The 12,584-nt window shown below is 67.9% G+C and carries 14 protein-coding genes; 8 read left to right on the top strand and 6 right to left on the bottom strand.

What is annotated here, in order from left to right; all coding sequences use genetic code 11:
- The first annotated feature begins 6 nt into the window (after positions 1-6).
- The 5 genes from ACWKWX_RS11380 to ACWKWX_RS11400 are packed head-to-tail and all read left to right on the top strand — an operon-like array spanning position 7 to position 4,344.
- The gene (locus ACWKWX_RS11380; protein WP_483827807.1) at positions 7-1,473 is read left to right on the top strand and encodes a cobyric acid synthase; all 1,467 of its coding nucleotides are present in this window, start codon (positions 7-9) and stop codon (positions 1,471-1,473) included.
- A complete protein-coding gene (gene cobU, locus ACWKWX_RS11385; RefSeq protein ID WP_483827784.1) occupies positions 1,461-1,982 on the top strand; it encodes a bifunctional adenosylcobinamide kinase/adenosylcobinamide-phosphate guanylyltransferase in 522 nt (173 codons plus the stop codon). The genes ACWKWX_RS11380 and cobU overlap by 13 nt, the downstream gene beginning before the upstream one ends.
- Entirely contained in the window at positions 1,979-3,034 is a 1,056-nt protein-coding gene (cobT, locus tag ACWKWX_RS11390) for a nicotinate-nucleotide--dimethylbenzimidazole phosphoribosyltransferase (RefSeq protein WP_416426208.1), read from the top strand. The genes cobU and cobT overlap by 4 nt, the downstream gene beginning before the upstream one ends.
- Positions 3,031-3,606 (top strand): alpha-ribazole phosphatase family protein, encoded by a 576-nt coding sequence (gene cobC / locus ACWKWX_RS11395; RefSeq protein ID WP_483827785.1) that lies wholly within the window; start codon positions 3,031-3,033, stop codon positions 3,604-3,606. Before cobT ends, cobC begins: the two co-directional genes overlap by 4 nt.
- A gap of 3 nt (positions 3,607-3,609) precedes the next feature.
- The gene (locus ACWKWX_RS11400; protein WP_416426204.1) at positions 3,610-4,344 is read left to right on the top strand and encodes an adenosylcobinamide-GDP ribazoletransferase; all 735 of its coding nucleotides are present in this window, start codon (positions 3,610-3,612) and stop codon (positions 4,342-4,344) included.
- 115 nt (positions 4,345-4,459) lie between these two features.
- On the opposite strand, the gene ACWKWX_RS11405 is transcribed toward ACWKWX_RS11400, so the two are convergent.
- Positions 4,460-5,314, bottom strand: a complete 855-nt coding sequence (locus ACWKWX_RS11405; RefSeq protein ID WP_483827786.1) for a DMT family transporter — start codon at positions 5,312-5,314, stop codon at positions 4,460-4,462.
- 109 nt (positions 5,315-5,423) lie between these two features.
- Between ACWKWX_RS11405 and ACWKWX_RS11410 the strand changes: the two genes are divergently transcribed.
- Positions 5,424-6,230 carry a UDP-2,3-diacylglucosamine diphosphatase gene (locus tag ACWKWX_RS11410; RefSeq protein ID WP_416426200.1) on the top strand — a complete coding sequence of 269 codons (807 nt, stop codon included), beginning with the start codon at positions 5,424-5,426 and terminating at the stop codon, positions 6,228-6,230.
- Between the two features lie 33 nt (positions 6,231-6,263).
- Here the strand turns inward: ACWKWX_RS11410 and ACWKWX_RS11415 are convergent, their stop codons facing one another.
- Positions 6,264-6,851: an HD domain-containing protein gene (locus ACWKWX_RS11415; RefSeq protein WP_476299022.1), complete on the bottom strand. Its 588-nt coding sequence runs from the start codon at positions 6,849-6,851 to the stop codon at positions 6,264-6,266.
- Positions 6,852-6,896: 45 nt separating this feature from the next.
- A complete protein-coding gene (locus tag ACWKWX_RS11420; protein ID WP_416426196.1) occupies positions 6,897-7,208 on the bottom strand; it encodes an Mpo1-like protein in 312 nt (103 codons plus the stop codon).
- Between the two features lie 148 nt (positions 7,209-7,356).
- On the opposite strand from ACWKWX_RS11420, the gene ACWKWX_RS11425 reads away from it, so the two are divergent.
- Positions 7,357-8,421, top strand: a complete 1,065-nt coding sequence (locus ACWKWX_RS11425; RefSeq protein WP_416426195.1) for an AraC family transcriptional regulator — start codon at positions 7,357-7,359, stop codon at positions 8,419-8,421.
- Here ACWKWX_RS11425 and ACWKWX_RS11430 read toward each other — a convergent pair.
- Positions 8,378-9,832 carry a TrkH family potassium uptake protein gene (locus ACWKWX_RS11430; protein WP_483827787.1) on the bottom strand — a complete coding sequence of 485 codons (1,455 nt, stop codon included), beginning with the start codon at positions 9,830-9,832 and terminating at the stop codon, positions 8,378-8,380. The two genes, ACWKWX_RS11425 and ACWKWX_RS11430, sit on opposite strands and share 44 nt — an antisense overlap.
- Positions 9,833-9,957: 125 nt before the next feature.
- On the opposite strand from ACWKWX_RS11430, the gene ACWKWX_RS11435 reads away from it, so the two are divergent.
- On the top strand, positions 9,958-10,515 hold the full coding sequence (locus ACWKWX_RS11435) for a nitroreductase family protein (RefSeq protein ID WP_483827788.1): 558 nt from the start codon (positions 9,958-9,960) through the stop codon (positions 10,513-10,515).
- Positions 10,516-10,588: 73 nt separating this feature from the next.
- Here the strand turns inward: ACWKWX_RS11435 and ACWKWX_RS11440 are convergent, their stop codons facing one another.
- Together ACWKWX_RS11440 and ACWKWX_RS11445 are read right to left on the bottom strand one after the other, a co-directional pair.
- Entirely contained in the window at positions 10,589-11,929 is a 1,341-nt protein-coding gene (locus ACWKWX_RS11440) for a sensor histidine kinase (RefSeq protein WP_416426191.1), read from the bottom strand.
- Between the two features lie 71 nt (positions 11,930-12,000).
- Positions 12,001-12,456, bottom strand: a complete 456-nt coding sequence (locus ACWKWX_RS11445; RefSeq protein WP_473004075.1) for an LTXXQ domain protein — start codon at positions 12,454-12,456, stop codon at positions 12,001-12,003.
- Positions 12,457-12,584 lie beyond the last annotated feature (128 nt).

Below are 12,584 nucleotides of genomic sequence, written 5' to 3' on the forward strand. Positions count from 1 at the left end.
ACATTGATGGTGCAGGGCACCACCTCCGATGCCGGCAAGAGCACCCTGGTGACCGCGCTGTGCCGCTGGCTGACCCGCCAGGGCGTGGCGGTGGTGCCGTTCAAGCCGCAGAACATGGCGCTCAACAGCGCGGTCACCGCCGACGGTGGCGAGATTGGCCGTGCCCAGGCGGTGCAGGCCCAGGCCGCGTACCTGGCGCCGCACACCGATATGAACCCGGTGCTGCTCAAGCCCAACAGCGACACCGGCGCCCAGGTGATCATCCATGGCCGCGCGGTCACCACCATGAACGCCGTGGCCTACCACGACTACAAGGCCATCGCCATGCAGGCGGTGCTGGCCTCGCACCAGCGCCTGAGCGAGCAGTACCCGGTGGTGATGGTGGAAGGCGCCGGTTCGCCGGCCGAGATCAACCTGCGCGCCGGCGACATCGCCAACATGGGTTTTGCCGAAGCGGTGGATTGCCCGGTGCTGCTGATCGCCGACATCAACCGTGGCGGCGTGTTCGCGCACCTGGTGGGCACCCTGGAACTGCTGTCGCCCAGCGAGCAGGCGCGGGTGCAGGGCTTCATCATCAACCGTTTCCGCGGCGACATCGCCCTGCTGCAACCGGGCCTGGACTGGCTGGAGGCACGCACCGGCAAGCCGGTGATCGGCGTGCTGCCCTATGTGCTGGACCTGCACCTGGAAGCCGAGGACGGCCTGGACCGGCGCCAGGCCGACAAGGCCGCCCAGGTGCTGAAGGTGATCGTGCCGGTGCTGCCGCGCATCAGCAACCACACCGACTTCGACCCGCTGCGCCTGCACCCCCAGGTGGACCTGCAGTTCATCGGCCCCGGCGACAGCATTCCGCCGGCCGACCTGATCATCCTGCCCGGCTCCAAGAGCGTGCGCAGCGACCTTGCCTACCTGCGCGCCCAGGGCTGGGAGGGCGCCATCGCCCGCCACCTGCGCTACGGCGGCAAGCTGCTGGGCATCTGCGGCGGCCTGCAGATGCTCGGCCAGCAGGTGCACGACCCGCTGGGCCTGGAAGGCGCGCCCGGTTCCAGCCCGGGCCTGGGCCTGCTGGCCTACGAGACCACCCTGGAACGCGAGAAGCAGCTGCGCAACGTCCAGGGCCGCCTGAGCCTGGAAGACGCGGCCGTGGTGGGTTATGAAATCCATGCCGGGGTCACCCGTGGCCCGGCGCTGGCAAAGCCCCTGGTGCAGCTGGACGACGGCCGCTGCGACGGCGCCTTCAGCGACGACGGCCAGGTGCTGGGCACCTATTTGCACGGGTTGTTCGAGGCATCGGCATCCAGCAGCGCGCTGCTGCGCTGGGCTGGCCTTGAAGACGTGCAGGACGTGGACTACCACGCCCTGCGCGAAGTGGACATCGAACGCCTGGCGGACCTGGTGGAAAAGCACCTGGACACCGACCGCCTGCGCGCCCTGTGCGGCCTGCCACAGGAGGCGCCGGCATGCTGCAACTGATCCTCGGTGGCGCCCGCTCGGGCAAGAGCCGCCTGGCCGAACAGCGCGCCGCCGACAGTGGCCTGGCCGTGACCTACATCGCCACCAGCCAGCCGCTGGACGGAGAGATGAACGAGCGGGTGCGCCTGCACCGCCAGCGCCGCCCCGAGCACTGGGGCCTGGTGGAAGAGCCGGTGGAGCTGGCGCGGGTGCTGCGTGAACACGCCAGCGCCAAGCGCTGCCTGCTGGTGGACTGCCTGACCCTGTGGCTGACCAACCTGCTGATGCTCGAAGACCCCGCACGCCTGGCCCACGAGCGCGAAGCGCTGCTGCAGTGCCTGGCCCAGCTGCCGGGCGAAATCATTTTTGTCAGCAACGAGACCGGCCTCGGCGTCGTGCCCCTGGGCGAACTGACCCGTCGCTACGTGGACGAGGCCGGCCTGTTGCACCAGGCCCTGGCCGAACGCTGCCAGCGCGTGACCCTGACCGTCGCCGGCCTGCCCCTTACCCTGAAAGGAACCGACACATGAGCAATGCCTGGTGGCTGAACCCGTGCCAGCCCATCGACACCCTGGTGCTGCAACAGGCCCAGGAACGCCAGCGCCAGCTGACCAAGCCGGCCGGTTCGCTGGGCCCGCTGGAAGACGTGGCGGTGCAACTGGCCGGCCTGCAACACCGCCTGAAGCCGGCGGTGGACAAGGTCTGGATCAGCATTTTCGCCGGTGACCACGGCATCGTCGCCGAGGGCGTGTCGCCGTACCCGCAGGAAGTCACCTGGCAGATGCTGCTCAACTTCGTCAATGGCGGCGCGGCCATCAGCGTGCTTGCCCGCCAGCTGGGCGCGCAACTGGAAGTGGTCGACCTGGGCACCGCCAGCGCCGTCGACAACCTGCCCGGCGTGCGCCACGAACGCGTCGGCCCGGGCACCCGCAACTTCGCCAAGGAGCCGGCCATGACCCGCGCCCAGGGCGAGCAGGCCCTGCAGGTTGGCCGCGACAGCGTGCAGCGCGCCCTGGCCGCCGGCACCCAGCTGTTCATCGGCGGCGAGATGGGCATCGGCAACACTAGCTCGGCCGCGGCCTTGGCCTGCGCCTTGCTGGATTGCCCGATCACCGACCTCGCCGGCCCCGGCACCGGCCTCGACGCTGCGGGCGTCAGCCACAAGGCCCAGGTCATCCAGCGCGCGCTGGAGACTCACGCCAACCTGCCCGCCGACCCGCTGGAACGCCTGCTGTGCTTCGGTGGTTTCGAAGTGGTGGCCCTGGTCGGTGCTTATCTCGCTGCTGCCCAGGCTGGCATCGCCGTGCTGGTGGACGGCTACATCTGCACCGTCGCCGCCCTGGTGGCCACGCGCCTGAACCCCGGTTGCCGTGACTGGCTGCTGTTCGGCCACCGTGGCGCCGAACCGGGCCACCGCCATGTGCTGGCGGCGCTGGACGCCCAGCCGCTGCTGGACCTGGGCCTGCGCCTGGGCGAGGCCAGCGGCGCCGCCCTGGCCGTGCCGCTGCTGCGCCTGGCCTGCGACCTGCACGGGCAGATGGCGACCTTCGCCGAAGCCGCGGTGGCGGACCGCGCCGAATGACCCTGGTGCTGGACCTGCTGCGCCACGGCGAAACCGAACAGGGTGGCGGCCTGCGCGGCAGCATCGACGACGCGCTGACCGCCCATGGCTGGCAGCAGATGCGCGATGCGGTGGCCGAGCGCGGCGGCTGGGATCGCATCATCAGCTCGCCGCTGCAGCGTTGCCGGCTGTTCGCCGAGGCGCTGGCGGCCGAGCGGCAGCTGCCGCTGAGCCTGGAGCCGGGCTTGCAGGAGCTGCACTTCGGCGACTGGGAAGGGCGCAGCGCCGCCGAACTCATGGAGACCGACGAACGTGGCCTGGGCCTGTTCTGGGCCGACCCCTACGGCTTCACGCCGCCTAACGGCGAACCGGTGCTGGCGTTCAGCGCGCGGGTGCTGGGGGCGGTCGAGCGTTTGCAGGCGGCCTATGCCGGCCAGCGCCTGCTGGTGGTTTGCCACGGCGGCGTGATGCGCCTGCTGCTGGCCCGCGCTCGTGGCTTGCCGCGCGAGCAGTTGCTGTCGGTGGAGGCGGGCAATGGCAGCCTGTTCACCCTGGCGGTGGCTTCCGACGGCCACCTGCGCGAGGACGCCTGAGCCATGTTGCCGTTCTGGATCGCCCTGCAATTTCTCAGCAGCCTGCCCGTGCGCCTGGCCGGCATGCCGCCGCCCCAGGCCATGGGTCGCTCGTTGTTGTGCTACCCGCTGGTGGGCCTGCTGTTCGGCGTGCTGTTGTGGGCGCTGAACCTGCTGCTGGCCGGCAGCCCGGCGCTCCTGCACGCCGCCTTGCTGCTCAGCGCCTGGGTTCTGCTCAGCGGCGGCCTGCACCTGGACGGCCTGGCTGACAGCGCCGACGCCTGGCTGGGCGGCTTCGGCGACCGGGCGCGCACCCTGGAAATCATGAAGGACCCGCGCAGCGGGCCCATCGCCGTGGTCACCCTGGTGCTGGTGCTGCTGCTCAAGTTCTGTGCGTTGCTGGCGGTGGTGGACAGCGGCCATGGCGCAATCCTGCTGATTGCGCCGTTGCTGGGTCGCGCGTCGTTGCTGGGCCTGTTCCTCAGCACGCCTTACGTGCGTGCGGGCGGCCTGGGCCAGGCACTGGCCGACCATCTGCCACGCGCGGCGGGGCGTGGGGTGTTGCTGCTCAGCGCCGTGGCCTGTGTGTTACTGGCGGGCGTCAAGGCCCTGTGGATACTGGCCATCGCCCTGGCCGCCGGCCTCTGGCTGCGCCAGCTGATGGTGCGCCGCCTGGGCGGCACCACCGGCGACACCGCCGGGGCGTTGCTGGAGTTGCTGGAGATGATCGTGCTGGTGGCCTGGGCCCTGATGGCCTGAAGCCAGGCGGACCTCCTGTGGGAGCTGGCTTGCCAGCGAGCTTTTAGGGGCCTCGACAACTCGCTGGCAAGCCAGCTCCCACAGGGCTTGGCAGCCGCCGCAGGCATGGGGCTCGCTATGCGCTTGCGCCACGGCGGCTGGAAAGGACAATCGCCACCAGGATCAACGCCCCACCCAGCAGCATCCGCAACGTCGGCGTCTCACTGAAGATCACCCAGGCAAACGCAATCCCGTAGACCGGCTCCAGGGCGAACACCACCGCAGCGGTGCGCGCCTTGATCACCGCCAGGCTGGCGACGAACAGGCTGTGGGCGATGCCGGTGCAGAAAACTCCCAAAAGGCCGATCCACAACCAGTCCATGGCGCTGACCGCCGCCAATTGCGGCCACGCGGCCGGCACCAGGCACAGGGCGACCACGGCGTTCTGGCAAAGCGCCGCCTGCACCGGCGGCACCCGCGTGCCGCCTGCGCGGTTGACCAGCGACAGCACGGCGAAGGTCAGCCCCGAGCACACCGCCCACAGCAGGCCGGTGGTGGCCTGGCTGGCGACGTCGAACGCCGGGGTCACCAGCACCAGGCCAAAGCTCACCAGCAGCACCAGCAGCACCTCGTTGCGGCGAATGCGCTCGCGGAACACCAGGCCTTCCAGCAGCACGGTGAACGCCGGGAAGCTGGCGAAGCCCAGGGTAGCCACGGCCACGCCAGCCAGCTTCACGGCGATGAAAAAACTCACCCAGTGCGCTGCCAGCAGGCCGCCGGCGCCCAGTAGCCGACCCCAGTCCGCCGCTTGCAACTGCTGCCAGCCGCGCCGGGCCAGGCCGAGGAACGCGACCAGCGCCGCCACCGCGAACAGCGCCCGGCCAAACACGATGACCACCGCGCTGGCAGTGGCCAGCTTGCCGAACACCCCGGCCAGGCCAAAGAACAAGGCGCCGAAATGCAGGGCGGCGAGGGCGGTGCGGTGGTTCATGTGATGTCCTTATCCAGGGAACGGCACTGTCATTTTATTGTTGCACGAGCGTCATGGTCATTTCATGACGCCGTCGCAAGCTTGTGCAAACCCTGACGGAAGCCTGCCCATGACCAGCGCCCAGTTTCCCAAGCCAACCGGCAAGCAGCGCGTGCGCACCTTGTGGATTTCCGACGTACACCTGGGCACTCGTGATTGCCAGGCCGAGCACCTGTCACGCTTCCTCAAGACTTACCACGCCGACCGCATCTACCTGGTGGGCGACATCATCGACGGCTGGAAAATGCGCGGCGGCATGTACTGGCCCCAGGCGCACACCAACGTCATCCGCCGGCTGCTGACCATGAGCAAGCGTGGCACCGAGGTGATCTACGTCACCGGCAACCACGACGAATTCCTGCGCCGCTATTCCAAGCTGATCCTGGGCAACATCCAACTGGTGGACGAGGCCGAGCACGTCACCGCCGACGGTCGCCGGCTGCTGGTGATCCACGGCGACCAGTTCGACGTCATCACCCGCTACCACCGCTGGCTCGCCTTCCTGGGGGATTCGGCCTACGAATTCACCCTTACCCTGAACCGCTGGCTCAACCACTGGCGGGCGCGTTACGGCTATGGCTACTGGTCGCTGTCGGCGTACCTCAAGCACAAGGTCAAGACCGCGGTCAGCTTCATCAGCGACTTCGAGGAGGCCATCGCCCACGAGTGCGTGAAGCGCGGCTTCCATGGCGTGGTGTGCGGGCACATTCACCACGCCGAGATTCGCCAGGTGGGCGAGGTGGAATACCTCAACTGCGGCGATTGGGTGGAGTCGTGCACGGCGCTGATCGAGCATTGGGACGGCCAGATCGAGCTGTACCGCCTGGCGGATGCACAGGCCGCGCAACTGGCCGAAGCCACCGCAGTCACCCCGTAGCAGCGGCCGAAGGCCGCGTCCCAGGCCCCACGCTCACGCCGGCATATTGGCCAGTGCTTCGCGGTACAGCGACCGCTTGGGTTCGGCGAATACCCGCGCCAGCATCGGCTCGAAGAACGCCAGGGGCAGGTGCTCGTAGGCCGGGTCGAACGCCGCGGCGTCGTACTTGGCGCAGAACTCGATGGTCTGCCGGTACTGCGGGTGGTCCTGGAATTGCTCGCGCAGGTGGCGGTCCATGCCCAGGTGGTGGAAGAAGTAATAGCCCTGGAATATCCCGTGCTTCTCCACCATCCAATGGTTCTCGGGGCTGACGAACGGCTTGAGGATGGCCGCGGCGATGTCCGGGTGGTTGTAGCTGGCCAGGGTGTCGCCGATGTCGTGCAACAGCGCGCACACCACGTATTCCTCGTCGCGGCCATCGCGGTGGGCGCGGGTGGCGGTCTGCAGCGAGTGGGTCAGGCGGTCCACCGGGAAACCGCCGAAGTCACCGTCCAGCAGGCGCAGGTGGGTGAGAATACGCTGGGGCAGCTGGCGGGCGTACTGGGCAAAGTCGTTGGCAATAATGGCCCAGTCCTGCTCGGTGCCATCCTTCATGTGGGTGAAGCGTGCTTGGTCGCTCATCTCGGCTCCGTCTGTCGCGGGTTGCGGCGAGTATAGACGCAGTTGTCAAAAGCCCACTTTGCCCACCAGCATGTCGCGGTACATCACGAAGTCGCCGAACAGGCTGTACAGCGGGTGGCGGAAGGTCGCCGGGCGGTTCTTCTCGAAGAAGAAATGGCCCACCCAGGCGAAGCTGTAGCCGGCCAGCGGCAGGGCGATCAACAACAGCCAGCTGCCGCTGGCGACAATCCAGGCCACCAGCGCGATCACAAGGCTGGTGCCGACGAAATGCAGCCGGCGGCACGTGCTGTTGCTGTGCTCGGCCAGGTAATAGGGATAGAAATCCCTGAAGCTTGCAAACTCATGGCTATTGTTCACGACGGCAGTCTCGCAGACGATCAATGGGACTACGTGGCACCTTATTTAAGTCTAGAGTGAACGACAAGGCGGGCCAGTGGCCGAGGGCGCCAGTTTCGTATCTTTTGACACAATTGCCACGGTTTGAAAGGAATGGGGCGGCAGCGGCATGAGCGAACGGACCACATCGGCCAGTTGGGCCGGGGGCATTGTCAAGGCGCTGGAACTGGAAGGGCTGGACTGCCGGGCGCTGTTCGCCCAGCTGGGGCTCGACTACGGCGCGCTGGACGATCCCGATGCACGTTTTACCCAGGACTCCATGACCCGTCTCTGGACCCTGGCCGTCGAGCTGTCAGGCAACCCGGCCATTGGCCTGAACATGGCGCGGGTGGTGCGCCCGGCGTCCTTCCATGTGGTGGGCTACGCGCTGATGTCCAGCCGCACCCTGGCCGAGGGCTTCGAACGGCTGGTGCGCTACCAGCGCATCATCGCCGAAAGCGCCGACGTCAGCTTCAAGCTGCTGCCCGAGGGCTACGGCCTGATCGTCACCGTGCACGGCGACCACCTGCCACCCACCCGCCAGAGCGCCGAGGCCTCGCTGGCGTGCGCCTTATCGCTGTGCGGCTGGCTGTGCGGGCGTGTGCTGCAGCCACGCAAGGTGCTGATCCAGGGCAGCCAGCCCCATGACCTCGCGCCTTACCAGCAGGCCTTTCACGCGCCGCTGGTGTTCGGCGCGCCCTACGATGCATTGATTTTCGAACGCACTGACATGGAGGAACCGCTGGCCACCGCCAACGAGGCCATGGCCGCGCTGCATGACCGCTTTGCTGGTGAATACCTGGCGCGTTTCTCCGAAAGCCGCGTGACCCACCAGGCGCGCCAGGTGCTGTGCCGGCTGCTGCCCCAGGGCGAGCCCAAGCGCGAGGCGGTGGCCCAGGTGCTGCACCTGTCCCAGCGCACCTTGCAGCGGCGCTTGCAGGACGAGGGCACCAGCTTCCAGGCGCTGCTGGATGACACCCGCCGCGAGCTGGCCGAGCAGTACCTGGCCCAGCCGCACATGACCTTGCTGGAAGCCGCCTACCTGTTGGGCTTTGCCGACCCCAGCAACTTCTTCCGCGCCTTCCGGCGCTGGTTCGACACCACGCCGGGTGAATACCGCGCGCGCCTGCTGGGCAGCGAGCTGGTCGAGGTCAGTGCCGCCAGAACGCCGGCATGCACAGCACCAGCACCGTGATGATCTCCAGCCGGCCCAGCAGCATGCCGCCGGACAGAATCCACTTGGCGGCGTCCGGCAGCCCGGCGAAGTTGCCGGACGGGCCGATGGCCTCGCCCAGCCCCGGGCCCACGCCGGACACGGTGCTGGCGGCGCCGGTCAGCGCGGTCATCCAGTCCAGGCCCAGCAGCGACAGGGCCAGGGCGATGCCGCTGATGGTGATGGCGAAGAAGAACGAGAACGTCAGGATCGAGCGCACGATGTCTTCGTCCAGGCGGTGACCGTTGTACTTCTGGCGGATCACCGCGCGCGGGTGGATCAGCTGGTTGAGGTTGGCCTTGAGCAGGATGTAGGCCACCTGGAAGCGGAAAATCTTCACCCCGCCGGCGGTAGAGCCCGAGCAGCCGCCAATGAACCCCAGGTAGAAGAACAGCATCAGGGCGAAGTTGCCCCACAGGCTGTAGTCGCCCAGGGCAAAGCCGGTGGTGGTGACCACCGAGGTCACGTTCAGCGCCACGTGGCGCAGCGCCGTCCACCACGGCAGGTTGGTCTGCCACCAGTACCAGGTGGTCATCACCAGCCAGGTCACCAGCAGCAGGCCGAGGAACCCCTGCACCTGCTCGTCGCGCAGCAGCGCCCGGCGGTTGCCGCGCAGGGTGGCCACGTACAGGGTGAACGGCAGGCTGCCGAGGATCATCACCACCACCGCCACCCAGTGCACCGCTGGCTGCGACCACTTGGCCAGGGACTGGTCGGAGGTGGAGAAACCGCCGGTGGAAATCGCCGACATGGCGTGGTTGATGGCGTCGAACACGCTCATGCCCGCGGCCCAGAAGGCCAGGCTGCCCAGCGCGGTGATGCCGATGTACACCAGCACGATGGACTTGGCCACCATGTGCGAGCGCGGCATGACCTTCTCCGAGCGGTCCGAGGACTCGGTCTGGAACAGGCGCATACCGCCCACCCGCAGCAACGGCAGGATCGCCACCGCCATGCCGATGAAGCCGATGCCGCCCAGCCAGTGCAGCAGCGAGCGCCACATCAGGATGCCCGGGGACATGCTGTCCAGGCCGCTGAGCACGGTGGAGCCGGTGGCGGTGATGCCCGACATGCTCTCGAAGAAGGCGTCGGTGTAGCTGGTGTGCTCGGTGAGCACGAAGGGCAAGGCGGCGAACACGCACACCACCAGCCAGCTGGACACGGTCAGCAGGTACATGTCGCGCGGGCGCAGGTTGACGTTGTCCGGGCGGCCGGGGACCAGCAGCGCCAGGCCGGCGACGAAGGTGATCAGGCTCGACCACAGGAAGGACGGCAGGTCGCCGGTGTGGCCGAAGATCAGCAGGGTGGCCATGGGGACGACCATGCTGATCGCCAGGGTGATCAGGAAGATGCCGATGATAAAGCCAATGATGCGCAGGGTCGGCAACGCCATGGAGTCCGCTCGGGGCTGAAAAAAGAAGGGCGCCATTCTACCTGCGGGTCTGTGCATGTAAACCCGGCAAGGGTTTGCTCGTTATGTCTAGAATAGGTGCTCTTTCACTGTTCAGGAGGTGGCCGATGGAGGCCCTCGACGCATTGCTCAACCGTGTATCCGTTCCGCGCCTGGTGGAGCCCGCGCCGTCGGCGCAACAGCGTGAAGTGCTGTTCCAGGCCGCCCTGCGCGCGCCGGACCATGGCCAGCTGCGGCCCTGGCGGTTCCTGACCGTGGAAGGCGCGGCCCGCGAGCAGCTGGGTGAAATCCTGGCCGAGGCGGTGCAGCTCAAGGGCGACGCCACCCCGGCGGCGCTGGAGAAAGCCCGTGGCATGCCGCTGCGGGCGCCGCTGGTGGTCGTGGTGGTGGCGCGCCTGCAGGATCACTTCAAGGTGCCCAAGGCCGAGCAACTGCTGGCGGCCGGTTGCGCGGCGCAGAACATCCTGCTGGCGGCGTTCGCCCAGGGCATCGGCGCGGTGTGGCGCACCGGCGAGCTGGCCTACGCCCCGCACGTGGCCAAGGGCCTGCGGCTGGGCGAGGGTGAGGAGGTGATTGCCTTCCTGTACCTGGGCACGCCGCTGAACCCGCCGCGCGAGGCGCCGGTGGTCAGCACCGCCGACTACGTCAGCGCCTGGTCGGCCTGATAGGCCTGGCTTTTGACGCGGCCTGCGGCCGCTGCTACAGGGGTATGTTCCGTAGCAGCGGCCGCAGGCCGCGTCAGGCGGCGGTCACTGGGGTCAGCGGCAGGTCCAGGGTGGCCATGAAGCCGCCCTGGGGATGGTTGGCCAGGCTCAGGTTGCCGCCGTGGCGTTCCACCGCCCGCCGCGCAATGGCCAGCCCCAGGCCATGGCCCGCTGCGGTCTGCCCAGGGGCCCGGTAGAACGGCTCGCCCAGCTGCGCCAGGTGCTCGTCCGCTACCCCCGGCCCATGGTCGCGTACGCTCAACTCCACGTGCTCGTTCACCAGCCGCGCGCTCAGCTCGATGGGCTGGTCCTCGGGGTTGAAGCGCAAGGCGTTGCGCACCAGGTTATCCACCGCCCGCTCGATCATGGTCGGCCAGCCGGTCAGGGTCAGGCCCGGTTCACAGTCAATCTTGATCTGCTGTTCCGCCGCGCTCAGGCGCGCATCGTTGCGCACGCTTTTCAGCACCGTGGCCACGTCCACCGGCTCGGCGGTGGCGTGCTCGGCGTCCAGCCGCGCCAGGGTCAGGATCTCGCTGATCAGCGCTTCCAGGCGGTCGCACTCGCGGGTCAGGCGCGGCCACAGGCGTTCGCGCTGCTCGGGCTCGGCGCGCTCGGCCAGGGCCAGGGCGATGCGCAGGCGCGCCAGCGGCGAGCGCAGCTCGTGGGAGACGTCGCGCAGCAGTTGCCGCTGGCTGCCGATCAGGCTTTGCAGGCGGCCGCCCATGCGGTTGAAGTCGTTGGCCAGCACGCCGAACTCGTCGCGCCGCTTGGCCAGCTGCGCCAGGCTGTTCTGCTGGTAGGTGGTCTGCCCCAGTTCATGCACCGCGCCGCGCAGGCGGCTGAGCGGGCGGGTGATGGACAGGGTCACCAGCAGGCTGAACAGGGTCAGCACCACCAGGGCAATACCCAGCGCACTGAGCGGCCACACCAGGCTCTGGCGGCGCCAGGCGTCCAGTTCCGGGTGGGCGATGCGGTAGATCAGCAGGTAGGTGTCGCCGGTCTTGGGGCTGGTGTATTCGGCGGTCAGGCGCCGCCAGGGCAGGGGGCGGTCGTCATTGCCGTCGCTCTGGCGCGCCTCGAAGGCTGCCGCGCGGCGCGGGAAGGTGCCGGGCACCACCGCTTCGCCGGCTTCGTTGAGCACCTGCACATCGATGTGGTAACGCCACTTGCGCTCTTCCAGCAGCTGCTGGGCCGCGTCCTGGCCGTCTTTCTCGTACGTCTGCACCCAGGTCTGCGCGAGGTTGTGCAGGCCGGGGTGGCGGCTGAGAATCCAGGTGTCCTGGTTCAATACGTGGCCCAGCAGGATCGACAGGCCGGCGACGAGGGCGATGGCCAGCCAGAAGCTTGCCAGGATGCGCCAGAACAATGATCGCAAGGGGAGTACCTCAAATGCAGAAGCCCGGACACGCGTGAGCGTGCCGGGCGGGGGTCAACGATAGGTGAAGCTTACTGGGCTTTCTGGTCCTTTTGGGCCTTCCACGCCTGGAACTCTTTCCATTCGGCGCGGCGAGCGTCCTGTTGCTTCTTCATTTCGTCGAACTGTTTCTGCTGGGTCGGGTTCAGCACGGCGCGGATGTCGGCGCGGGCCTTGTCATGCTTGGCGGTGATCTCGTCCTTCATCGCCTTCTGGTCGGCTGCCGGCAGCTTTTCCAGGTACTTGTGCAGCACTTCGCGGTCGATGTGGCGTTCTTCACCCATCAGCTGGCCGATTTTCTGACGCTGTTCGGGGCTCAGGTCCAGCTTGGCGAAACCGTCGCGCGGGCCGCGCTCGTGGTGCATGCCAGGGCCGCCGAAGCCAGGGCCGCCAGGACCGAAGCCTGGGCCATCGCCGCCTTCAGGTGCAGCCATGGCAACGGCGGGCAGGGCGGCGGCGAACATCAGAGCCATAAGGGTCTTGCGCATGGTGAATCTCCTTGTCTCGTTGCCGGTGGTATCAACCGGATGAGCTCAGTTTATGGAGATCAAGGTCAGCTGCAGTCAGTGGACGGTAAAGCTTAGGTAAAGACGTCTAGAGCGGGGGTTTACACAAA

This window comes from Pseudomonas imperatae (assembly GCF_057128625.1).

Excerpts from the sequence above, each read along its gene's own strand:
- ACWKWX_RS11380 (WP_483827807.1), top strand. The coding sequence starts at position 7 with ATGGTGCAGGGCACCACCTCCGATGCCGGCAAGAGCACCCTGGTGACC.
- cobU (WP_483827784.1), top strand. The coding sequence starts at position 1,461 with ATGCTGCAACTGATCCTCGGTGGCGCCCGCTCGGGCAAGAGCCGCCTG.
- cobT (WP_416426208.1), top strand. The coding sequence starts at position 1,979 with ATGAGCAATGCCTGGTGGCTGAACCCGTGCCAGCCCATCGACACCCTG.
- cobC (WP_483827785.1), top strand. The coding sequence starts at position 3,031 with ATGACCCTGGTGCTGGACCTGCTGCGCCACGGCGAAACCGAACAGGGT.
- ACWKWX_RS11400 (WP_416426204.1), top strand. The coding sequence starts at position 3,610 with ATGTTGCCGTTCTGGATCGCCCTGCAATTTCTCAGCAGCCTGCCCGTG.
- ACWKWX_RS11405 (WP_483827786.1), bottom strand. The coding sequence starts at position 5,314 with ATGAACCACCGCACCGCCCTCGCCGCCCTGCATTTCGGCGCCTTGTTC.
- ACWKWX_RS11410 (WP_416426200.1), top strand. The coding sequence starts at position 5,424 with ATGACCAGCGCCCAGTTTCCCAAGCCAACCGGCAAGCAGCGCGTGCGC.
- ACWKWX_RS11415 (WP_476299022.1), bottom strand. The coding sequence starts at position 6,851 with ATGAGCGACCAAGCACGCTTCACCCACATGAAGGATGGCACCGAGCAG.
- ACWKWX_RS11425 (WP_416426195.1), top strand. The coding sequence starts at position 7,357 with ATGAGCGAACGGACCACATCGGCCAGTTGGGCCGGGGGCATTGTCAAG.
- ACWKWX_RS11430 (WP_483827787.1), bottom strand. The coding sequence starts at position 9,832 with ATGGCGTTGCCGACCCTGCGCATCATTGGCTTTATCATCGGCATCTTC.
- ACWKWX_RS11435 (WP_483827788.1), top strand. The coding sequence starts at position 9,958 with ATGGAGGCCCTCGACGCATTGCTCAACCGTGTATCCGTTCCGCGCCTG.
- ACWKWX_RS11445 (WP_473004075.1), bottom strand. The coding sequence starts at position 12,456 with ATGCGCAAGACCCTTATGGCTCTGATGTTCGCCGCCGCCCTGCCCGCC.